Here is a 21391-nt window from a genome sequence, read left to right on the forward strand (position 1 = left end):
ACCCTCTCCCCCGGGGAGAAGGTGGCCAAAGCCGGGTGAGGGCCTCCGCGCGATACCTCGACAGCCTTGATCTGACGAAAAATCGACCGCTTCAAGGGAACACATAAACCTAACACTTAGGGGTGACCATATGAATCTTTTGATCAAGAACGGCCGGGTGATCGATCCTTCCCAGGGATTGGACGAAATAGCGGATGTGCTGGTGGAAGCCGGGCTGGTGAAGGAGATCGGCAAGAACCTGAAGGCGCCGGCCGGCGTGGAGACCGTCGATGCCGCCGGGAAGTACGTGGTGCCGGGACTGGTGGACATGCACGTGCACCTGCGCGATCCGGGGCTGGAGTACAAAGAGGATATCGTCAGCGGCACCCGGGCCGCGGCGGCGGGCGGTTTCACCTCCCTGGCCTGCATGCCCAATACCAAGCCGGCCATCGACAACAAGGCCGTGGTCAGCTATATCATCAACAAAGCCACTACCGACGGGTTCTGCAACGTCTTTCCGGTCGGCTGCATCACCTACGGCATGGGCGGGGAGCGCATGGCCGAGATGGGCGAGTTGAAAGAAGCCGGTTGCGTTGCGGTTTCGGACGACGGCAGGCCGGTCGCCAATGCGGAGCTCATGCGCCGCGCCCTCGAATATGCCCGAGGCATCGGCATCCTGGTCATCTCCCATGCCGAAGACCTGGCATTGGTGGGGGAGGGGGTCATGAACGAAGGCTTCACCTCCACGGAACTCGGCTTGAAGGGAATCCCCCGGGTTGCCGAGGATATCGCCACGGCCCGGGACGTGATGCTGGCAGAATACACCAATTCGCCGCTCCACATCGCCCACGTTTCCACCAAAGGGTCGGTGCGCATCATCCGCGAGGCCAAGGCCCGCGGCGTCAAGGTGACGTGCGAAACCGCGCCCCATTACTTCACCCTGACCGATGACGCGGTCCGCGGTTACGACACCAACGCCAAGATGAACCCGCCGCTGCGCGAGGCCGACGACGTGGCCGCCGTCAAGGAGGGGCTCCGGGACGGCACCATCGACTGTATCGCCACCGATCACGCGCCGCACCATCTGGATGAAAAGGACGTGGAGTTCAATGCGGCCTTAAACGGCATCATCGGTTTGGAGACGTCGCTGCCGCTCTCCCTGAAACTGGTCGGGGACGGTATCCTGACCATTAATCAACTGATTGAAAAAATGTCGTGTAATCCTTCGAAAATACTTGGCATATCGCGCGGAAGTCTTCGCGTCGGCGGTGTGGCGGACGTGACCGTAATCGATCCCGCCGCCGAGTGGACGGTGGAGACGGAAAAGCTGGTCAGCAAGTCCCGGAACACCCCTTTTGCCGGCTGGAAGATGAAAGGGGCGGCGGCCTGCACCATCCGGGGCGGCGCAGTGGTTTTTTCCCGGTAATTGACGGCGGAGGACACCATGCTGCAACTCAAGCGGGTGTACGAACCAGCGGAAGCTGGGGACGGCAAGCGTATCCTGGTCGACCGCCTCTGGCCACGGGGGATCTCCCGGGATGCGGCGCGGATAGATGCCTGGCTCAAGGACATTGCGCCCAGCGACCAACTGCGCCGCTGGTTCGGCCATGACCCCGGAAAATGGGAGGAGTTCCGCAGCCGTTACCGTGAAGAGCTCCGGGAACATGCCCCCCTGGTGGAGCAACTGCGCAACGAAGCGGACGATACAACCATAACCCTGCTGTTTGCCGCGCGCGATAGCGACCGGAACAATGCAGTGGTTCTGAAGCAAGTCATCGAGTCTTATCAAAAGGAGTCATACGTATGAAAGCAGTCCTTGCGCTCGCCGATGGGCGCATTTTTGAGGGAAAATCATTTGGAGCCGGCGGCGAGGCCACGGGTGAAGTGGTTTTCAATACCTCCATGTGCGGTTATCAGGAGGTCCTGACCGATCCGTCCTATAAGGGGCAGATGGTCACCATGACCTACCCCCAGATCGGCAACACCGGCATCAACCCCGAGGACATCGAGAGCCGCGGTCTTTTCCTCTCCGGTTTTATCGTCAAGGAGTATATGGACTGCTACTCCAACTGGCGCGCCACCATGAGCCTGGACGCCTACCTCAAGGAAAACAGCGTCGTGGGCATCCAGGGTCTCGACACCCGTGCCCTGACCCGGCACTTGCGGGACAAGGGAGCCCAGAACGGGATTATCTCCACGGTTGATTTCGACCGGGAGAGTCTTGTCAAAAAGGCGCGGGCCATCCCCAGCATGGCCGGTCTGGACCTGGCCAGCGGCGTCAGTTGCGACAAGCCGTACCATTGGACCGAGGGGCTGTGGAACTTGGAGACGGGCTATGCCACGGTTGATCCCGCCACCCTCAACTACAAGGTGGTGGCTTTCGATTTCGGCATCAAGTACAACATCCTGCGCTGCCTCGTGGATGCCGGCTGCGACGTGACCGTGGTGCCGGCCGCGTTCCCGGCCGAAGAGGTGCTGGCCATGAATCCGGACGGCATCTTCCTCAGCAACGGCCCGGGCGACCCGGAGCCGCTGACCGGCGTGATCGGGAACCTGCGCAAGCTTATCGGCAAAAAGCCGATCTTCGGCATCTGTCTCGGCCACCAGTTGCTGGGATTGGCCCTGGGGGGCAAGACCATGAAACTCCCCTTTGGCAACCACGGCTCCAACCTGCCGGTCATGGACATGGCGACCCGCAAGGTCGAGATCACGGCCCAGAATCACGGTTTTGCCGTTGATCTCGATTCCCTGGGCACTGTGGCCTGCCTGGGGCACGAGAACCTGAACGACCAGACCGTGGAGGGGATCCGTCACTGCGACCTGCCGATCTTCTCGGTGCAGCATCACCCCGAGGCCTCGCCGGGACCGCACGATTCCCAGTATTTGTTTGGAAGGTTTGTGGAAATGATGGAGAAGTATCGCTAACGGCTACGGCCGCCGCTTTTGCGCCAGCTCTGCGTAAGTCTTCGGGAGGTCCTTGTGCGGCGTAGCGCTGCTACGCCTCCGCGGCCTCCCTCGACAGCCTTGATCTGACGCAAAATCGGCAACCGACAGGAAAACCGAAGGCCGAAGAAAAAATGATTTTGAACTATCTGACCCTTTATCAATCGGGCGAATTGCTGGAACGTGTTCGCACAGCCTATGGCCGCCTGGCCGCCTGCGATATCTGCCCCCACGACTGCGGCGTGAACCGTCTTCGGGGGGAGCGGGGAATCTGCGGCGCCGGGGCGCATCCGGCAATCGCTTCGGCCAATGTCCATAACGGCGAGGAACCGCCCATCTCCGGCAGCCGGGGGTCCGGCACGATCTTTCTCACCGGGTGCAGCCTGAAATGCCGCTTCTGCCAGAATTTTCCCATCAGCCAGATGGGCAACGGCGAGGTGATAACGACAAAGGTCTTGGCCGATCGGATGCTCAAGCTCCAACAGCGGGGGGTGCACAACATCAATCTCGTCACCCCCACCCACTACCTGCCCCAGATCCTGGCTGCGCTCTATCTGGCCATTCCCCAGGGGTTCCGGCTCCCCCTGGTCTGGAATTCCAGCGGCTACGAGAAGGTTGATGTCCTGGCGCTCCTGGACGGTGTGGTGGACATCTTTCTGCCGGATATGAAGTATGCCGATAACGGAATCGCCGAGCGCATCTCCTCGGCCCCGGGGTATGCGGACATCAACCGGCCGGCTGTCGCCGAGATGCTCCGGCAGGTGGGGCACCTTGAACTCGACGATGAAGGCTTGGCGGTCAAGGGGTTGATTATCCGTCATTTGGTCCTGCCGGAGGGGCTGGCGGAAACGCGTAAAACCTTGTCCTGGATTGCCGGGAACCTGGGGACGGCAACCCATATCTCCCTGATGCGCCAGTACTTCCCGGCCCACCTGGCCGTGGACATGCCGGTACTCGGCCGCAAGCTCACCGATGACGAGTACGATGAGGCGCTGGAAGCACTGGAAGAGTTCGATCTGGACAACGGCTGGGTGCAGGATTGAGCGAAAGGGGCATAACGGCGATGGATACCACGAGCAACCATGCGGATCATTGCCTTATCTTTAAAATCTGCGCCAGGATAGAGGCCCAGACCGCGGAACTCTATCACTATTACAGCGAACTTTTTCGCGAGAACCGCGATGCGGCGCAACTTTGGCACAAAACAGCGCTTGAGGAGGAAAATCACCTCCGGCAGTTCGAGCTTGCCGACCGGCTCTATCGCAATGTGGACTTTGTCGTAGCGATTGATCCCGAGCGAGCGGAAAGGGTATGCCACAAGTTGGGCATGCTTGTGTCCCATGTCCGGCAGCAGCCCCCCGATCTCGAAACGGCCCTGTCACGGGCCATCGAGATGGAGGAAGCGCTGGCCGACCTACACATGGAGAGCGTCGTCAGGTTTGCGGATGATTCCATCCAAAAGATCTTCAGAGCGATGATGCGTTTCGATCAGGAGCATGTCCAGCTGCTGAAGAAATTCCTGACCGATGTGACCAAGCCCCGGACGGAGAGGGACGGATGAAAACGATAGGGTTGCTGATAGTATCCAACATTTTCATGACCTTTGCCTGGTACGCCCACCTGAGGAACCTGCGTACCCGGCACTGGCTGATCGCCGTAGCGGTTTCCTGGGGGATCGCTTTCTTTGAATACCTGGTCCAGGTGCCGGCCAACCGCATCGGTTACGGCCGTTTTTCCCTGGCTCAGTTGAAGATCATGCAGGAGGTCATCACCCTGTCGGTCTTTGTACCCTTTGCCGTACTGTACATGGGCACCTCCCTGACCTGGAATTATCTCTGGGCCGGTCTTTGTCTGGCTGGAGCCGTTTTTTTCATATTTCGCTAATCACGAGAAGGAGTCATGCATATATGCCGAAACGTACCGACATCAAGAAAGTTCTCATCATCGGAGCCGGCCCGATCGTCATCGGTCAGGCCTGCGAATTCGACTACTCCGGCACCCAGGCCTGCAAGGCCTTGAAGGAGGAGGGATTCGAGGTGGTACTGTTGAACAGCAACCCGGCCACCATCATGACCGACCCGGATTTTGCCGACCGTACCTACATCGAACCGGTAACCCCCGATATTTTGGCCAAGATTATCGAGCGGGAGCGTCCCGATGCCGTGCTGCCCACCCTGGGCGGCCAGACGGCGTTGAACACCGCCGTGGCGGTGGCCGAAGCGGGTATCCTGGACAAGTTCGGCGTGGAGTTGATCGGCGCCAAGCTGCCGGCCATCAAGAAGGCCGAGGATCGCACGCTTTTTAAACAGGCGATGGAAAAGATCGGTTTGGCCGTTCCTTCCTCGGGTCTGGCCCACAACTACCGGGAGGCCATGGAAGTCGTCAAGGAGGTCGGGTTCCCGGCCATTATCCGCCCCTCGTTCACCCTGGGCGGCACCGGCGGCGGCATCGCCTACAACATGGAAGAGTACGAAAAGATGGCCCTGGCCGGCATCGACGCGTCGCCCACCGACGAAATCCTGGTGGAGGAGTCGGTCATCGGCTGGAAGGAATATGAACTGGAGGTGATGCGCGACACGGCCGACAACGTGGTGATCGTCTGCTCCATCGAAAACTTCGACCCCATGGGGGTGCATACCGGCGACTCCATCACGGTCGCCCCGGCCCAGACCCTGACCGACAAGGAATATCAGATTCTCCGTGACGCGGCCCTCAAGATCATCCGCGAGATCGGCGTGGATACGGGCGGCTCCAATATCCAGTTCGGCATCAATCCCCAGAACGGCCGCCTGGTGGTGATCGAGATGAACCCGCGCGTCTCCCGGTCGTCGGCCCTGGCCTCCAAAGCCACCGGCTTCCCCATTGCCAAGATCGCCGCCAAACTGGCGGTGGGGTATACCCTGGACGAGATCACCAACGACATCACCCGCGAGACGCCGGCCTGCTTCGAGCCGACCATCGATTACGTCGTCACCAAGATACCCCGCTTCACCTTTGAGAAGTTCCCGGCCGCCGATGCCATCCTGACCACCCAGATGAAATCGGTAGGGGAGGTGATGGCCATCGGCCGTACCTTTAAGGAGTCGTTTCAAAAGGCGCTCCGTTCCCTGGAGATCGGTTTTTCCGGTTTCGAGTCGCGCCTGTTCGACCTGAATGCCGAAACACGCCGGGCTCTGACCGTCAAGGAGCAGCAACTTCTGATAGAGAAGCTGCACACCCCCAATTGGGAGCGGCTCTGGTACGTGGGCGACGCCTTGCGCAGCGGCATGACCGTTGCCGAGATCCACAGGCACACCGCCATCGACCCCTGGTTCTTGCACAATATCCGCCAGATCATCGAGATGGAGGAACGGCTGAAGCTGGTCGAGCCGAAGAAATCCAGCGAAGACGACCTTAAACAGATTATCCGCGAAGCCAAGCAGATGGGCTTTTCGGACAAATTCCTGGCGCAGCTCTGGCGGATGGGCGAAGATGCGCTGCGCGGCCTGCGCTGGTCTCTGGGGGTGCGCCCGGTGTATAAGCGGGTCGATACCTGCGCCGCCGAGTTCGTGGCCTATACCCCGTACCTGTACTCGACCTATGAGGAAGAGTGCGAGGCCGAACCGACGGACCGCAAGAAGATCATGATCCTGGGGGGCGGCCCCAACCGCATCGGCCAAGGGATCGAATTCGACTACTGCTGCGTGCACGGCGTCTTTGCCCTGGCCGAGGACGGCTACGAGACCATCATGGTCAACTGCAACCCGGAGACGGTTTCCACGGATTACGACACCTCGGATCGGCTCTACTTCGAACCCTTGACCCTGGAGGACGTGCTGGAGATCGTCGCCAAAGAGAACCCGGCGGGCGTGATCGTGCAGTTTGGCGGCCAGACACCGCTCAAGCTGGCGGTGGCGCTTGAAAAAGCGGGCGTGCCGATCATCGGCACCTCGCCGGATGCCATCGACCGGGCGGAAGACCGGGAGCGGTTCCAGGAAATGCTCCATAAACTGGGGCTGCGCCAACCCGAGAACGGCACGGCCCGCTCTTTTGAAGAAGCCGAGAAGGTGGCCAACCGTATCGGGTACCCGGTCGTGGTGCGCCCATCCTACGTGCTGGGCGGGCGCGCCATGGAGATCGTCTACAACGCGGAAAACCTGCTGCGTTACATGACCACCGCCGTCAAGGCTTCGCCCGGGCACCCCATCCTGATCGACAAGTTCCTGGACGAGGCCATCGAGATCGACGTGGATGCCCTCTGCGACGGCAGCGAGGTCGTCATGGGCGGGATCATGGAGCATATCGAGGAGGCCGGCATCCATTCCGGCGATTCGGCCTGTTCCTTGCCGCCGTACTCCATTGCCGCCGAGACCGTGGCCGAGATTCGCCGCCAGACCGTCCTGATGGCCCTGGAACTGAACGTCAAGGGGCTCATGAACGTGCAGTACGCCGTCAGGAATGGCGATATCTACATCCTGGAGGTCAACCCCCGGGCTTCACGCACCGCGCCCTTCGTTTCCAAGGCGACCGGACGCCCCCTGGCAAAGATAGCGGCCCGGATCATGGCCGGCAAAAGCCTCAAGGAGTTGGGTGTGCACGGCGACATCGTGCCGAAGCACATATCGGTCAAGGAGGCGGTGTTCCCCTTTGTCAAATTCCCCGGCGTGGATACGATTCTGGGGCCGGAGATGAAGTCCACCGGCGAGGTGATGGGTATCGGCGACACCTTCGCCAAGGCCTTTGCCAAGTCGCAACTGGGGGCCAATGTGAAGATGCCGTTGACCGGCAATGCCTTTATCAGTGTGCGGGACGCCGACAAGAAACATGTTGTAACCACAGCTGAAAAGTTGTATAGAAATGGTTTCGCAATCTGGGCGACCGGCGGCACCGCCGCGTTTCTGGAAGAAAAGGGGATTCCGGTCCGCCGGATCAACAAGGTTGTCGAGGGGCGTCCCCATGTGGTTGACGCCATCAAGAACGACGAGATCAGCCTGGTGGTCAACACGACCCATGGAGCCCAGGCCGTGGCAGATTCCTTCTCCATTCGTCGCGAGTCCCTGATGCACGGCATCGCCTATTACACTACGGTGGCCGGTGCCAAGGCGGCAGTGGACAGCATCATTGCACTGAAAGCCCAGGATCTGGACGTCAAGACCCTGCAGGAATATCTGGAAGAATAGCGGCCGGAGGCATGTCCTCCCGCCGATTTGTTTTGTGTGCTTGTGCAATAGTGACATTAATTTATGTGTTCAGGAGATCGATAGTAGATGTCCCATTCCATACCGTTGACAAAAGAAAGTTTTGAAGCGCTCCAGGAAGAGTTGAAACGCCTGATCCGCGTGGAACGCCCCAAGGTCATTCAGGATATTGCCGAGGCACGCAGTCACGGCGATCTCTCGGAAAATGCCGAGTATGACGCGGCTAAAAACCGTCAGGCCTTTATCGAAGGACGCATTCAGGAGTTGAATGGCAAGCTGGCCCGGGCCTATGTGGTTGACCTTTCCGGCATGAAACCGGACAAGGTGGTGTTCGGTTCCACCGTCACCCTGTACGACACCGCCTCCGAGGAAGAGGTGTGCTACAAGATCGTCGGCGAGGATGAGGCGGATATCAAGCTGAGCAAGATATCGTGCACGTCTCCCGTTGGCAAGGCGCTGATCGGCCACAAGCTTGACGATACCGTCAAGGTGATGGTCCCATCGGGCACCAAGGAATACGAAATCATCGACATCAAATACGAGTAAAGGGCGGGGCATCCCCCTTTTTGCGAGGAGAGACGACAATGGCTGGTACGATTACGAAGGATATGACCTTTTTTGAAGTTATGCGCATGTATCCCGACGCCGTCGCGGTGTTGCAGAAGTACAACCTGGGATGTATCGGCTGCATGGGCGCCCAGAACGAAAGCCTCGAACAGGGAGCCAATGCCCACGGCATCGATGTGGAGGCGCTGGTAAAGGACCTGAACGCGGCCATCGCCTGATTCGCAGCCAGGCCGATTATTGCAAAAAGCCCCGGGGAACATTTCTTCCCCCGGGGCTTTTTGCGTTTCCGGAATGAAGTGTGTACAATCAAAACGGTAAAGACTGAGCGTAAGGGAGGTCGCCATGCGACTCTTCATCGCCATCGAGCTTCCCGGCGAGATCAAGCGGCAACTGGAAGGAATGGGCACCGGGATCCCGGGTGGCCGCTGGGTGCCGGCTGACCAGCTCCATCTGACCCTGGCATTCCTCGGAGAGGTTGACGACGGCACGCTCAGGCAGTTGACCGGGGCCTTGGCGAGGATTCGGGTGCCAGGTTTCACCCTCCGGTTCAACGGCACCGGTTGCTTTCCCGACCTGCGCCGGCCCAGGGTGCTCTGGGCCGGACTGGAACCGGAGCCAAAGCTGGACGATCTGGCCTCTCTGGTGCGCGAAGCGGCGGTGGCGTGCGCCATCGCCCAGGAGGAGCGCCCCTTTTTCTCCCACATCACCCTTGCCCGCCTCAAGCTGCCCGCTCCCCGTGAGGTGGAGGCGTTTCTAACGCGTCACCGCACGCTGGAGCTCCCGCCGATCGACGTTCGGGAGTTTCTTCTCTTTCAGAGCCGGCTGACGCCCCAGGGGGCCATTCATACGCCGGTACAAGGGTTTGCCCTTTGGGCTGATGCGGCGTCCAGCGGGGCCCTGGAGGAAAATTGATCGTCCTGCCCATCCGTTCCAGCCGGCTGACGCCGGGAGTATGCCCTTTCCGGTCGGGGAGGCGGGCGTGCCCCGTTTGATGTGGATTTTGGCGCTGTTATGGTGTATAAATGCCGAATTATCTCTGACCCCATAAACTTCAGCGCGATTCTGGAAAGTTGCCGTCTCACCATGGATATCGGCCCAGGCTGTTCAGCATCCATAACCATTGCCGGCCCCGCACACCTTTCCGGAAAGGCGGCCCGAACCGCACCGGAGTTGAGAGTTGTCCTGTGCCGAAGGTAACGCTTTCGTCCAATAACGCCCTGGTAATCCCCCCCGATTGGCTCGCCCATCTCGGTATCGGACCGGGCGGCGTTGTTTCCGTTGAGTTGGAGGCGGGAGGTACACTGGTGCTTCGTGGGGCAGGGGACGTCTCCCCCTGTGCCGCGTCCCCGGAAGCGGCGGTGGAAAATCCCGCACCGGTGAGGTCTCACCCCAAAGATGATGGCGCTCCGCTGAAGGAGGCTATTGCCCGCAAGAACCTCCAGACCCGCATGCAGTTCATCAAGGGGGTTGGTCCCAAGCTCACGGAACTGTTGGAAAAACGCGGCGTTGTGACCGTCGAGGATGCCTTGTACCTGTTGCCGCATCGCTACGAGGACCGCCGCGAGTTGACCCCTGTTGCCCGTTTGAAGCCCGGTTTCAGTGCGGTCTTTTCCGGAAAGGTGCTGTCGGCCGATATCGCGGCCACCAAGGGGGGGAGACGTTTTTTCGAGGCCCTGGTGGCGGACGACAGCGGCTCCATCGCCTTGAAGTGGTTCAATGCCAACCCCACCTTCATGAAGCGGGTTTGGAAGGCGGGCCGGACCGGCGTCTTCGTCGGCGAGGTCACTCAGTTCGGCTTCCAGCGGGAAGTACACCACCCGGACGTCGAGTGGCTTGCGGAGGGCAAGGACATCCAGGATATCCTGGATGCCGACCCGGTCAACTTCGGCAGGATCGTGCCGGTATACCCCCTGACCGAAGGGCTGAGCCAGAAGGTCATGCGGCGGGTGATGAAGGAGGTGGTGGACGGTTTCCTCGGTTCGCTCCAGGAACTGATCCCCGCGCCCATCCTGGAACCGCTGCTGCTGCCCGGCCTGCGGCAGTCCGTGCGGGAGCTGCACCTGCCGCCGCCCGAAGCCGGGCTGGACGACCTCAACCAGGGGCGCACCCCCGCTCACCGGGCCATCGCCTTTGACGAGTTCTTCTTCTGGGAGCTGGGCCTGGCCTTGAAAAAGCGCGGCGTGACCCTGGAGGAGGGGATTGCCTTCCAGGTGACCCATCGCTACACCAAACAGTTGGCCAAGATGCTCCCCTTCGAGCTGACCGCTGCCCAGCGCCGGGTCCTGTCCGAGATCAAGGTGGACATGATGGCGCCGCATCCCATGCACCGGCTGGTGCAGGGGGACGTGGGGAGCGGCAAGACGCTGGTGGCGCTGATGGCGGCGCTGATCGCAGTGGAAAACGGCTATCAGGTGGCCATCATGGCCCCGACCGAGATCCTCGCTGAACAGCACTGGCATACCATCCACCGCTTTTGCAAGGAATTGGGCGTTGAAACAGCGTTGATTACCGCAGGCATGAAGGGCAAGGCAAAGTCGGAAGCCTTGGGGCGCGTGGCGTCCGGCGCCGCCCAGATCGTCATCGGCACCCATGCCGTCATCCAGGATAAGGTCGAGTTTGCCCGCCTGGGATTGGGAGTCATCGATGAGCAACACCGTTTCGGTGTCCTGCAGCGCGGCATTCTCAAGAAGAAGGGCGCCAACCCCGATATCCTGGTGATGACTGCCACCCCGATTCCCCGGACCCTGGCCATGACCCTGTTCGGCGACCTGTCGTTGTCGGTGATCGACGAACTGCCGCCGGGCCGCACGCCGGTAGAGACGCGAATAGCCTTCGAATCGCGGCGGCCGCAGGTATATGCCGCGATTCGCGAGGAGGTACGCCAGGGACGGCAGGCCTATGTCATCTATCCCCTGGTGGAGGAATCCGAGAAATCGGACCTCAAGGCGGCCAGCCAGATGGCCGACCATTTGAGCCGGGCGGTGTTTCCCGATCTGCGCATCGGCCTGCTGCACGGCCGTATGGCGCCGGATGAGAAGGAAGCCGTTATGGGGGCCTTCAAGGCCCGGGAACTGGACGTCCTGGTGTCCACCACGGTTATCGAGGTGGGAATCGATGTCCCCAACGCCACGGTCATGGTCATCGAGCATGCCGAACGCTTCGGCCTCTCCCAACTGCACCAGTTGCGGGGGAGGGTGGGGCGGGGCAGCGCACGGTCCCGCTGCATCCTTTTGACCGCCGGCAAGTTCTCCGATGATGGCGAAAAGCGGCTGCGGGTCATGGAGTCGACCAACGATGGCTTTCGCATTGCCGAAGCCGATCTGGAGATTCGGGGACCCGGCGATTTTCTCGGTATCCGCCAGTCGGGCATGCCCGATTTCCGGGTGGCCAATATCCTGCGGGACGGGGGCATCCTGGAACAGGCCCGCCAGGCGGCGTTCGGGCTGTTGGAGCAGGACCCCGACCTGTCGGCGGTGGGCCATGGCCCCCTCAGGGAAGAGTTGCTCCGCCGCTGGGGACAGCGGCTGGAGTTGGCGTTGATCGGGTAGTTTTTACTTCTCACTGGTGAATAGGATGTTTGCGGTATGCGTGTACTGACAGGTGTGGACGTTTTAAAGAAAAACTTTGATAGTTCTGTTGTAACTATTGGTAATTTCGATGGAGTTCATAGGGGCCATGCCGAGTTGTTCCGGCAGGTGAAGGCAGCGGGCGCCCAGCGGGGCCTCCCCTCGGTGGTGGTCACCTTCGAACCGCACCCGCTGGCGGTGCTGGCGCCTAAAAACGCTCCTCCGCTGATCACCACGTTTGCCCAGAAAAAGGCCCTGATCGCCGAAGCGGGTGTCGATTGCCTGGCTGTGATCGACTTTACGCCCGAATTTTCCCGGATGCCGGCCGAGGCGTTCGTGCGCGACATCCTCATGGGGTGCCTGGGGATGCGCCATATCATCATCGGCCATGATTACGCCTTTGGGAAGGACCGCCAGGGCAACCAGAAAACCCTGGAACGGCTGGGGAGAGAATACGGATTCACCCTAGAGGATATCAGCCCGGTCGGGGAGGGGCGCACCATTTTCAGCAGCAGCCTGGCGCGCCGCCTCATCAGCCGCGGAGATATGCCGGCGGCCACCGGCATTCTGGGGAGGTATCACGTCATCTCGGGCACGGTCGTACATGGTCGGGAGATCGGCCAGACCCTGGGGTTCCCTACCGCCAATATCTCGACCCGCAATGAGCTGCTTCCCCCCGATGGCGTGTATGCGGTCATGGTTGCCGTGGATGGCCGCATCCTGCAAGGCGCCTGCAACATCGGCAACAACCCGACCTTCGAAGGCGGAGCGCGGACCATCGAAGCCTTTTTGCTCGATTTTTCCGGCCACCTCTATGGTCATGAAATCGCTATCTGCTTTGTGCAGCGTTTGCGGGAGGTCATGAAATTCCCGGATGTCGCTGCGCTCATCACGGCCATTCAGCAGGATGTGGCTACTACCAAATCAATCCTGGCCGCGGCCGATCGGAGCCTGATCAAGCCCTTGTTTTCCCCGGAACGGATCGGAGAATGACGTGAAACGCACCTTTGATGTGAAGTTCTGGCTGGGGATCGGCATCAGCGTCTTTTTCATGGCGCTGCTCTTCAGGAAAATCAATTTCCAGCAACTGGGCGCGGCCCTGCGGATGGTGGATTACCGCTATATCGCGCTGGCGGTGCTGTTCACCTTTGTCAGTTATTTCCTGCGGGCGGTGCGCTGGCATTACCTGCTGATCTCCGAAAAAGCGATTCCGCTGGCATCGCTCTATCCGGCAACCATCATCGGTTATATGGCCAACAACCTGCTCCCGGCCCGACTGGGGGAGTTCGTGCGCGCCTATGTCCTGGCCCGGCGCGAGGGGTTGGAGACGCCGGCGGTCTTCGCGTCCCTGGTCATTGACCGGCTGTTCGACGGATTCACGGTGCTCCTGATCCTTCTGGCGACCCTGTTCACTCTGCGCCTGCCCGGCAACATGGCCGACGCCGAAACGGCGCTGCGGGCCGGCGGTGTGGCCATGTTCCTGCTCTACTGCGGCGTGCTCGTGTTCCTCTATCTGCTGAAGCGGCAGACCATGAGGACCCTTAATCTGGTGGCGTGGCTGCTGAAACCGTTTCCCCAAAGGGTGAGCGGGCATCTCATCCCGCTGTTGGGGTCGTTCATCACCGGCATCCGTTTGTCCGGCAAGGGGGGGCATATCCTGGCCGTTCTGGCGTCATCGTTTTTCATCTGGATGTTTGCGGTGCTGCCGGTGGACATGGCGCTTCGGGGGTTCGGCATTCATCTCCCCATTACCGCCTCCATGTTCATTCTGGTGTTGCTGGTGTTTGCCGTCATGGTGCCGGCCTCACCCGGCTTTATCGGCACCTACCATTATGCCTGTTTCAAGGGGCTTTCGGCTTTCGGCATTGCCGACGTCACCTCGGTCAGCATCGCCCTGATCATTCACGGCACGGCTTTTTTCCCGGTTATCATCGCCGGATTTTACCACCTCTGGAGCGGCGGAATATCGCTTAATTCGGTTCGAAAGGCTGGTGAGGCTTCATGAAGAAAAAATTCTCGTTCGTTTTTTGGAAATTTCTTCTCCCGGAAGGCGTGGACCCCTATCTGATTCTGGCCTTCGCCATACCGTTCGGGCTCTACATGGCGACCCTGGCCCCCTCGGTGACTTTTTTCGACAGCGGTGAATTTCTGACCGCCTCCTACGCCCTGGGGTCGGCCCACTCGCCCGGCTACCCCCTGTTTCTCATGTATGCCAAGCCTTTTACCTGGCTGCCGTTCGGCAATATCGCCTTTCGCATCAATATGGCCACGGCCTTTTCGTCATCCCTGGCCTGCATGAGCGTTTACCTGCTCACGCTCCGCATCCTCAAGGACGAGCGGATTGTGGAACAGGAGCGTTTTGCCGGTTTTGCCGTCAAAGGCGCTGGACTGGCCGCAGCACTCGCCTTCGGCGTCACCCCGCGGCTCTGGCTCCAATCCAATCACGATAAGCCTTATCCCCTGCTCGCCTTTATCACGGCGGTTATTTTTCTCCTGCTGTGGAAGTGGCGCGAGCATTACCAAAACGGCAGTGAACGGCCGGCCTATGTCTATGCGTGCACCTTTCTGGCCGGGATGAGCATGGCGGCCCACCAGTCGGTCGTTCTGCTCCTGCCGTCATGGTTTTTGCTGATTGTGCTGACTGACTGGCGCATGGTTCTGAGGGTCAAGGAATTGATCCTGGCCACGGCCTTTGCCCTGCTGGGGTTTTCCATACACCTCTACCTGCCGTTGCGGGCAACCCAGAATCCCCTCCTGAACTGGGGCGACCCCAAAACCTATGGGCAATTCATGTGGCATTTCCTGCGCAAAGGGTACCCGGCCGAGCCCCATACGCGCGACGCCTCTTTGTGGTGGGCTCAAATCAAGGCATTCAACATCCCCCACGAATTCACTTGGCTGGGGGGGGCGTTGGCGATCCTGGCCCTGGTTTGCCTCTGGCGGCGGCAGCGGGAGGTGGTTATCGTCTATCTCGCCGGCGTTATTACGTTTCTTGCCGTCATCGCCGGGTACTTCAATACGCCGAATGAAACCATCTTCCTGACCGAGGAGTTCTTTACCCCGCTCTATCTGTTGACCGCCGTGCTGATCGGTATCGGGTTGTTTCACCTGCTCGGATTTGCGCTGCACAGGGCAAAACTTCCCGAACGCTACGACCTGCGGGTGTATCTCCTGGTGGCGGTGATGTTTTTTGCGCTGCCGGTATCCCTGTGCGCCGTGAACTATTACGAGAACGACCAGCACGACAACTATATCGCCTACGATTATGCCACTAACTCCCTGCGGTCACTGCCCCAGAATACGATCATGTTCACCTGGGGCGACAGCGGCGCCTTCCCGCTCTGGTATCTGCAAGGGGTTGAGCGGATGCGCGAGGATGTGGACCTGCCCCATACGCCCCATCTGGTGTTCGGCTGGTATCTTGACTCCATGCCGCGGGTATTCCGGAATTCCGCCCTGAAAAGAATGGATGTTCAGGCCATGGACCCCGAAGCCTGCCTGCGCATGGCCATTGCCGAACAGATCGGCCAACGGCCGGTGTATATAGATTTTTCGACCCGTTACTCGATCACGTCCAGTGAATTCATACCGGTCCAAAAAGGGCTTGTCTACCGTATGCGCCGCAGTTCGGAACCCGGGGGACTGCCGGACATCTCCGTTTGGGAAAATTACAACAACCGGGGGATTCTGGAGAAGATATCTTTCCTGGATCTGGATACCGGCAAGGCGATCCTGATCTATGCCAACAGCTATCTTGAGGCCGGCGATTTTCTGTTCAGTGTGGGCCGGCCCACGGAGGGGATGCGGATGCTGACCATGGCGGGACAGATCTCGCCCGAGATGAAGCCCAATATCCAGCAGGTGCTCATGCGCTACGGCATGGCGAGGTGACGGCGTGGTTGTCTCTCTGAGCGGAGCCAGCAAGGTTTTCGGCATTATCGGGCACCCCGTGCGCCATTCCCTTTCCCCGGCCATGCAGAATGCAGCCATGCAAGCGGGCGGCCTTGACGGGGTCTATGTCCCGTTCGATGTCCGGCCGGAAGAGCTGGGTGAGGCTGTCGCCGGCCTGCGCGCCCTCGGCGTCAGGGGGGCTAACGTGACCATCCCCCACAAAGTCGGCATCATACCGTACCTTGATGGACTCGACGAAAGCGCCGCTGCTGCGGGGGCCGTCAACACCGTCAACAACGAGGATGGCCGCCTGATAGGCTACAACACCGATGGCGACGGACTGGTCAGATCGCTGGCCGAGGAATGCGCCTTTCTTCCCGAGCGGAGCACGGTCGTCATCATCGGCGCCGGTGGCGCGGCCCGCGGCGCCGTGGCCGCCATCTGCCGGGCCGGCGCCCGGCGGGTCATCGTCGCCAATCGCAGCAAGGATAGGGCCGCGGCCTTGGTTGCCGCCATGGCGGAGCGTTACCCGGGCGTCGCCCTCATGGTCGCTGAATACGGCGAACAGATGACGACTTCGCTCCATGAGGCCGGACTGGTGGTGAATACCACGTCGCTGGGCATGAACAACGAAGTCATTGCAGGTCTCGACCTTGGGGCGTTGCCCCCAACCTGCGTGGTCTACGATATGGTCTATGCGCCGCCGGTCACGCCGTTGCTCCAGGAAGCCCGGCGGCTGGGCTTGCGCCACGCCAACGGGCTGGGGATGCTGGCGGCCCAGGGGGAGTTGGCTTTCCGCATCTGGACCGGAAAGATGCCGCCGCCGGGTCTGATGAAGCGTATTCTGACCGAAATATGCGCAGCCTGACTCGCTTTATTTGCAATTGTCTTGACAAACCGGTCGCGTTGCATATACTAACTAGCTTTCTATTTTAAGCGCTGTTATTTGGCGATGGCTGCGGATTGATACATGAAAATCAGTGTTGACCATATTCAGGAGAAAGCGCTTACTATAGAGGTAGATGAGCCGGTGGATACCTTTCCGGTGCTTTCGGGGATGCAGGCCGACGGGACGTGCATTTTCAATGGCCCTGTCAGGGGCCGGATCAGTGCCGTGCGCGAATACGACCATCTGCGGATTGTGGGCAACGTCACGGTGCCGGCAACATTTACCTGCTCCCGTTGCCTCGCGCCCTATGGAACGCAGATCGGATCGAACTTTACGATTTTTTTCCGCAAAGGCCCGGCAAGCCAGGAAAGCGATGAAGAAGAGACCGAGTTGAATGATCAGGACCTTGTCTCGGCCACCTACAGCGGCGACGAGATAGATCTTACCCATGAAATCGAAGAACAGGTCGCCATGGAGGTTCCGTTCAAGCCGCTTTGCAGTGAAACATGTAAGGGGTTGTGCCCGACATGCGGGATAGACCTGAACCAGGGAGACTGTTCCTGCGGGAGCGATGACGTTAATTTCAAGTTCAGCGCCCTGAAGGATTTCAAGGTTTCCCGATAATTACCAAGGTGACGGCGTTGCCGTTCCACCGAAAAAAGGAGAATCGACATGGCAGTACCCAAGAAGAAAACCTCCAAATCCCGGAAAAATATGAGAAGGGCTCACGATTTCCTGACGACCCAGTCGGTTTCGACCTGCCCCCAGTGCAAATCCCCCAAACTTCCCCACCGCGTATGTCCGACGTGTGGCACGTACAAGGGCAAAGAAGTCATCGATCTCTCTTCGGCCCAGTAAGCGCAGCCATCCGTGTTACTACCGGGAATGATGAGAGTTGCCGTTGACGCAATGGGGGGGGATAATGCCCCATCCGTGGAAGTCGCCGGAGCCGTTGCCGCTTGCCGTGAGTTTGGGATAGCAATAACCCTGGTGGGCGATCGTGCCAGGCTTGAGGCCGAATTGACCAAGCATCAGACTCACGGTCTGGACATCGACATCTTCCATGCCAGTGAAGTCGTGGGGATGCACGACTCAGCCTCCGATGCCGTCCGCAAGAAGAAAAATTCTTCCGTACGTCTGGCGTTCGAACTGGTCAAGGAGGGTAAGGCCTGCGCTGCGGTCAGCGCCGGAAACTCCGGTGCCACCATGGCGGCGGGCATGGTCGTGCTCAAGCGTATCAACGGTATCGAGCGGCCTGCCATCGCCCAGATTTTTCCTACCATCAAGGGACAGACCCTCGTGCTGGATGTGGGCGGCAACGTTGACTGCAAACCGCAACACCTGGCCCAGTTCGCCATCATGGGCGAGGTCTACGCCCACTATGCCATGGGGATCACCAATCCGGCGGTCGGTTTGCTGTCCAACGGCGAGGAGGATTCCAAGGGCAACGAACTGACCCGTGAAACCAACGCCATCCTGCGGGAAACGTCGCTCAATTACGCTGGCTATGTGGAGGGGCGCGACATCTTCAAAGGCACGGTGGAGGTGGTCGTCTGCGACGGTTTTGTGGGGAATGTCGTGCTCAAGCTGTCCGAGGGGCTTGCGGAAGCGGCGGCCAGGATGTTAAAGGAAGAGATCGTCAAGAGCTGGGTGTCGAAACTCGGGTATCTCTTCGTGCACGGCGCATTCCGCCGTTTCAAAAAGATCGTTGACTATGCCGAATACGGCGGTGCTCCCTTGCTGGGCATCAATGGCGTGGGCATGATCTGTCACGGCGGTTCCAACGTCAAGGCGATCAAAAACGCCGTACGCTTTGCCCATGACTACGCCAAAAGCGGTGTCACCGAACGGGTGGCGGAAAAACTGTCGGAAAACAGCATGGTCAACATGCAGCGCGACAACCTGAAACCGCAGGCGGTCGCATGAAGGAGCATACCATGTCGGGAGCGCGGATAACCGGAACCGGTTCCTCTCTGCCGGATAAAATTCTTACCAATCGCGACCTGGAACAGATGGTTGAAACCAGCGACGAATGGATTACCACCCGGACCGGCATCAAAGAACGCCGAATCGCCGTCGAGGGTGAATATACCTCTACCTTTGCCGCCGAAGCCGGCAGACGTGCCCTTGCCATGGCCGGGATCGAAGCAGATGAGCTCGATCTGATCATCCTCGGCACCGTGACCCCCGATTTCCCTTTTCCGGCAACCGCATGCATCCTGCAAAAGGAACTTGGGGCGCATAAGGCAACGGCGTTCGATCTCTCTGCCGCCTGCTCCGGCTTTCTGTACGCCCTGTCCATCGCCACGACCTATATCCGCAGCGGCATGGCAAAGAAGGCCCTGGTCATCGGAGCCGAGGTCTTGTCGCGCGTGGTCGACTGGAGCGACCGCAACACCTGCATCCTCTTCGGAGACGGTGCCGGAGCCGCGGTCGTGGAGGCCTGCGAGGGTGAGAACGGCATCCTCTCCACCCACATATTCAGTAACGGCTCCCACTGGGACCAGCTCTACCTGCCCGGCGCCGGGAGCAGGAACCCCGCTTCCAATCCGCGCACCATCGATGAGCGCCTCTATTATATCCGTATGGAGGGAAACGACGTTTTCAAACACGCCGTGCGGGCCATGGAAGAGGCCGCCACCGCCGCCCTTACGGCAAACGCCATGTCGCCTTCCGATATATCGCTGCTCATTCCCCACCAGGCCAATCGCCGCATCATCGACGCAACCGCCAAACGCCTGGGGCTTCCCGAGGAACGGGTGTTTGTGAATCTTCACCATTATGGCAACACGTCGGCCGCATCAATTCCGATCGCCCTCGACGAGGCAAACCGTTCCGGCGCCATCAAGGCCGGCGACATCATCTTGATGGATGCCTTTGGCGGAGGCTTTACCTACGGTTCCGCCCTGGTACGCTGGTAGACTGTTCCCCACTCGAATACGGATCAGACGCGGGAAAAAAGGATTTTTTATTCATCGAAAGGTGTTTCTCATGAGTAAAACCGCTTTCATATTCCCTGGACAGGGGTCGCAATATCCGGGGATGGGCAAAGAGTTGGCCGAGGCCTTTCCCGTTGCCCGCCGGGTCTTCGAAGAAGCCGACGACGCCCTCGGCATGAAGCTGTCCGCCACCTGCTTCAGCGGCAGCGAAGAAGAATTGAAGCTGACCGCCACGACCCAACCGGCCATCCTGACCGCCAGCATCGCCATCCTGCGGGTGGTCGAGCAGGAAACCGGCCTCCGGGCCGACTATCTGGCCGGTCACTCCCTGGGCGAGTATTCGGCCTTGGTCTGTTCCGGGGCGCTTGGCTTTGCCGATGCCGTCAGGACCGTCCGGGCACGGGGAACCTTCATGCAGGAAGCGGTGCCGGTCGGCACCGGCTCCATGGCTGCCATGCTGGGCATCGAGCGCGAGGTGCTCGAGGATATCTGCCGCGAGGCGGCTCAGGGAGAGGTCGTTGCGCCGGCCAACTTCAATTCGCCCGGCCAGATCGTGATCGCCGGCCACAGCGGCGCCGTGGGGCGCGCCATTGAGATCGCCAAGGGGCGCGGCTTCCGCAAAACCCTGTTGCTGCCGGTCAGCGCCCCGTTCCATTGCACCCTTATGCTGCCGGCTGCCGAACGGCTCGCCGGGGTGCTGGAGACCGTACCGGCCAACCCGATGACCCTGCCGGTGGTCGCCAACGCCGATGCCGCCCCGAATGCCGACAGTAACCGCGTCAAGCCGCTCCTGGTGACCCAGGTCTGCGCTCCGGTTTTATGGCAGCAGTCGGTGACGGGTATGATCGAACAGGGGGTTACGCGGTTTGTGGAGATCGGTCCCGGGAAGGTTCTGTCGGGGTTGGTGAAGCGGATTTCAAAAGAGGTGGAAACAGCAAACATTGAGGATTGTGCCGGCCTGAAGACGCTGACCGAGTAAGCATGATCACTCACGGGGAAGCTATGCTCGATTGCAACGACATCATGAAGATCTTGCCGCACCGCTACCCTTTCCTGTTGGTGGATCGCATTGAAGAAGTGGAAACGGGCAAGCGTATCGTCGGCATCAAGAATGTCACCATCAACGAGCCGTTCTTCCAAGGGCACTTTCCCGGCCATCCGGTCATGCCGGGGGTCCTGCTCGTCGAGGCCATGGCCCAGGTAGCCGCCGTCCTGGCCTATGTCTCGTCCGACGAGAGCGCCCGCTCCAAGGTCACCTATTTCGTGGGTATCGACAATGCACGTTTTCGCAAACCGGTTTTTCCCGGCGACCAGCTCCGCCTTGAACTTGAGGCTGTCGGCTGTAAGCGGGGCATATGGAAGTTTGCCGGCAAGGTGCTGGTAGCGGACAAGCTTGCCGCCGCGGCGGACTTGATGGCCACGTTTGCCGATAAATAGATA

The 21391-nt window shown here is 60.1% G+C and carries 21 protein-coding genes; all 21 read left to right on the forward strand.

Going from position 1 to position 21391, the window contains the following annotated elements:
* Positions 1 to 130: 130 nt before the first annotated feature.
* Positions 131 to 1405 carry a dihydroorotase gene (locus tag F6V30_RS12685; RefSeq protein WP_151157315.1) on the forward strand — a complete coding sequence of 425 codons (1275 nt, stop codon included), beginning with the start codon at positions 131 to 133 and terminating at the stop codon, positions 1403 to 1405.
* Between the two features lie 18 nt (positions 1406 to 1423).
* A complete protein-coding gene (locus F6V30_RS12690; protein WP_151157316.1) occupies positions 1424 to 1786 on the forward strand; it encodes a DUF488 domain-containing protein in 363 nt (120 codons plus the stop codon).
* The gene (gene carA / locus F6V30_RS12695; protein ID WP_151157317.1) at positions 1783 to 2904 is read left to right on the forward strand and encodes a glutamine-hydrolyzing carbamoyl-phosphate synthase small subunit; all 1122 of its coding nucleotides are present in this window, start codon (positions 1783 to 1785) and stop codon (positions 2902 to 2904) included. Before F6V30_RS12690 ends, carA begins: the two co-directional genes overlap by 4 nt.
* Before the next feature lie 152 nt (positions 2905 to 3056).
* Positions 3057 to 3965, forward strand: coding sequence for a radical SAM protein (locus tag F6V30_RS12700; RefSeq protein WP_151157318.1), 909 nt, complete (start codon positions 3057 to 3059; stop codon positions 3963 to 3965).
* Positions 3966 to 3985: 20 nt separating this feature from the next.
* Entirely contained in the window at positions 3986 to 4483 is a 498-nt protein-coding gene (locus tag F6V30_RS12705) for a hypothetical protein (protein ID WP_151157319.1), read from the forward strand.
* A complete protein-coding gene (locus F6V30_RS12710) occupies positions 4480 to 4806 on the forward strand; it encodes a DMT family protein (protein WP_151157320.1) in 327 nt (108 codons plus the stop codon). Before F6V30_RS12705 ends, F6V30_RS12710 begins: the two co-directional genes overlap by 4 nt.
* Before the next feature lie 23 nt (positions 4807 to 4829).
* Positions 4830 to 8081, forward strand: a complete 3252-nt coding sequence (carB, locus tag F6V30_RS12715; RefSeq protein ID WP_151157321.1) for a carbamoyl-phosphate synthase large subunit — start codon at positions 4830 to 4832, stop codon at positions 8079 to 8081.
* Positions 8082 to 8168: 87 nt separating this feature from the next.
* Complete coding sequence (gene greA / locus F6V30_RS12720) at positions 8169 to 8645, forward strand: transcription elongation factor GreA (RefSeq protein WP_149305785.1); 477 nt, start codon at positions 8169 to 8171, stop codon at positions 8643 to 8645.
* A 38-nt stretch (positions 8646 to 8683) separates the two neighbouring features.
* Positions 8684 to 8884 carry a DUF1858 domain-containing protein gene (locus F6V30_RS12725; protein WP_151157322.1) on the forward strand — a complete coding sequence of 67 codons (201 nt, stop codon included), beginning with the start codon at positions 8684 to 8686 and terminating at the stop codon, positions 8882 to 8884.
* A 124-nt stretch (positions 8885 to 9008) separates the two neighbouring features.
* Positions 9009 to 9578, forward strand: coding sequence for an RNA 2',3'-cyclic phosphodiesterase (gene thpR, locus F6V30_RS12730; protein WP_151157323.1), 570 nt, complete (start codon positions 9009 to 9011; stop codon positions 9576 to 9578).
* A gap of 272 nt (positions 9579 to 9850) precedes the next feature.
* On the forward strand, positions 9851 to 12214 hold the full coding sequence (gene recG / locus F6V30_RS12735; protein ID WP_151157324.1) for an ATP-dependent DNA helicase RecG: 2364 nt from the start codon (positions 9851 to 9853) through the stop codon (positions 12212 to 12214).
* Positions 12215 to 12250: 36 nt separating this feature from the next.
* The gene (locus F6V30_RS12740; RefSeq protein ID WP_151157325.1) at positions 12251 to 13225 is read left to right on the forward strand and encodes a bifunctional riboflavin kinase/FAD synthetase; all 975 of its coding nucleotides are present in this window, start codon (positions 12251 to 12253) and stop codon (positions 13223 to 13225) included.
* 1 nt (position 13226) lies between these two features.
* Complete coding sequence (locus F6V30_RS12745) at positions 13227 to 14237, forward strand: lysylphosphatidylglycerol synthase transmembrane domain-containing protein (protein ID WP_151157326.1); 1011 nt, start codon at positions 13227 to 13229, stop codon at positions 14235 to 14237.
* The gene (locus tag F6V30_RS12750) at positions 14234 to 16123 is read left to right on the forward strand and encodes a glycosyltransferase family 117 protein (protein WP_151157327.1); all 1890 of its coding nucleotides are present in this window, start codon (positions 14234 to 14236) and stop codon (positions 16121 to 16123) included. Before F6V30_RS12745 ends, F6V30_RS12750 begins: the two co-directional genes overlap by 4 nt.
* 4 nt (positions 16124 to 16127) lie before the next feature.
* Complete coding sequence (gene aroE / locus F6V30_RS12755; protein WP_151157328.1) at positions 16128 to 16991, forward strand: shikimate dehydrogenase; 864 nt, start codon at positions 16128 to 16130, stop codon at positions 16989 to 16991.
* 102 nt (positions 16992 to 17093) lie between these two features.
* The gene (locus tag F6V30_RS12760) at positions 17094 to 17636 is read left to right on the forward strand and encodes a YceD family protein (RefSeq protein ID WP_151157329.1); all 543 of its coding nucleotides are present in this window, start codon (positions 17094 to 17096) and stop codon (positions 17634 to 17636) included.
* Between the two features lie 48 nt (positions 17637 to 17684).
* Positions 17685 to 17870, forward strand: a complete 186-nt coding sequence (gene rpmF, locus F6V30_RS12765; protein WP_149305776.1) for a 50S ribosomal protein L32 — start codon at positions 17685 to 17687, stop codon at positions 17868 to 17870.
* A 30-nt stretch (positions 17871 to 17900) separates the two neighbouring features.
* Positions 17901 to 18938: a phosphate acyltransferase PlsX gene (plsX, locus tag F6V30_RS12770; RefSeq protein ID WP_151157550.1), complete on the forward strand. Its 1038-nt coding sequence runs from the start codon at positions 17901 to 17903 to the stop codon at positions 18936 to 18938.
* 11 nt (positions 18939 to 18949) lie between these two features.
* The gene (locus F6V30_RS12775; protein WP_151157330.1) at positions 18950 to 19933 is read left to right on the forward strand and encodes a beta-ketoacyl-ACP synthase III; all 984 of its coding nucleotides are present in this window, start codon (positions 18950 to 18952) and stop codon (positions 19931 to 19933) included.
* 70 nt (positions 19934 to 20003) lie between these two features.
* Positions 20004 to 20930 carry an ACP S-malonyltransferase gene (fabD, locus tag F6V30_RS12780; RefSeq protein ID WP_151157331.1) on the forward strand — a complete coding sequence of 309 codons (927 nt, stop codon included), beginning with the start codon at positions 20004 to 20006 and terminating at the stop codon, positions 20928 to 20930.
* Positions 20931 to 20932: 2 nt separating this feature from the next.
* On the forward strand, positions 20933 to 21388 hold the full coding sequence (gene fabZ / locus F6V30_RS12785; protein WP_476739154.1) for a 3-hydroxyacyl-ACP dehydratase FabZ: 456 nt from the start codon (positions 20933 to 20935) through the stop codon (positions 21386 to 21388).
* The last annotated feature ends 3 nt before the right edge of the window (positions 21389 to 21391 follow it).

Origin of the sequence: Oryzomonas sagensis (genome assembly GCF_008802355.1) — a bacterium.
GTDB lineage: Bacteria > Desulfobacterota > Desulfuromonadia > Geobacterales > Pseudopelobacteraceae > Oryzomonas > Oryzomonas sagensis.

Excerpts from the sequence above, each read along its gene's own strand:
- F6V30_RS12740 (WP_151157325.1), top strand. The coding sequence starts at position 12,251 with ATGCGTGTACTGACAGGTGTGGACGTTTTAAAGAAAAACTTTGATAGT.
- rpmF (WP_149305776.1), top strand. The coding sequence starts at position 17,685 with ATGGCAGTACCCAAGAAGAAAACCTCCAAATCCCGGAAAAATATGAGA.
- F6V30_RS12705 (WP_151157319.1), top strand. The coding sequence starts at position 3,986 with ATGGATACCACGAGCAACCATGCGGATCATTGCCTTATCTTTAAAATC.
- plsX (WP_151157550.1), top strand. The coding sequence starts at position 17,901 with ATGAGAGTTGCCGTTGACGCAATGGGGGGGGATAATGCCCCATCCGTG.
- F6V30_RS12725 (WP_151157322.1), top strand. The coding sequence starts at position 8,684 with ATGGCTGGTACGATTACGAAGGATATGACCTTTTTTGAAGTTATGCGC.
- fabZ (WP_476739154.1), top strand. The coding sequence starts at position 20,933 with ATGATCACTCACGGGGAAGCTATGCTCGATTGCAACGACATCATGAAG.
- carB (WP_151157321.1), top strand. The coding sequence starts at position 4,830 with ATGCCGAAACGTACCGACATCAAGAAAGTTCTCATCATCGGAGCCGGC.
- F6V30_RS12690 (WP_151157316.1), top strand. The coding sequence starts at position 1,424 with ATGCTGCAACTCAAGCGGGTGTACGAACCAGCGGAAGCTGGGGACGGC.
- F6V30_RS12750 (WP_151157327.1), top strand. The coding sequence starts at position 14,234 with ATGAAGAAAAAATTCTCGTTCGTTTTTTGGAAATTTCTTCTCCCGGAA.
- fabD (WP_151157331.1), top strand. The coding sequence starts at position 20,004 with ATGAGTAAAACCGCTTTCATATTCCCTGGACAGGGGTCGCAATATCCG.
- F6V30_RS12710 (WP_151157320.1), top strand. The coding sequence starts at position 4,480 with ATGAAAACGATAGGGTTGCTGATAGTATCCAACATTTTCATGACCTTT.
- carA (WP_151157317.1), top strand. The coding sequence starts at position 1,783 with ATGAAAGCAGTCCTTGCGCTCGCCGATGGGCGCATTTTTGAGGGAAAA.
- F6V30_RS12760 (WP_151157329.1), top strand. The coding sequence starts at position 17,094 with ATGAAAATCAGTGTTGACCATATTCAGGAGAAAGCGCTTACTATAGAG.
- F6V30_RS12775 (WP_151157330.1), top strand. The coding sequence starts at position 18,950 with ATGTCGGGAGCGCGGATAACCGGAACCGGTTCCTCTCTGCCGGATAAA.
- F6V30_RS12685 (WP_151157315.1), top strand. The coding sequence starts at position 131 with ATGAATCTTTTGATCAAGAACGGCCGGGTGATCGATCCTTCCCAGGGA.
- thpR (WP_151157323.1), top strand. The coding sequence starts at position 9,009 with ATGCGACTCTTCATCGCCATCGAGCTTCCCGGCGAGATCAAGCGGCAA.
- greA (WP_149305785.1), top strand. The coding sequence starts at position 8,169 with ATGTCCCATTCCATACCGTTGACAAAAGAAAGTTTTGAAGCGCTCCAG.
- F6V30_RS12700 (WP_151157318.1), top strand. The coding sequence starts at position 3,057 with ATGATTTTGAACTATCTGACCCTTTATCAATCGGGCGAATTGCTGGAA.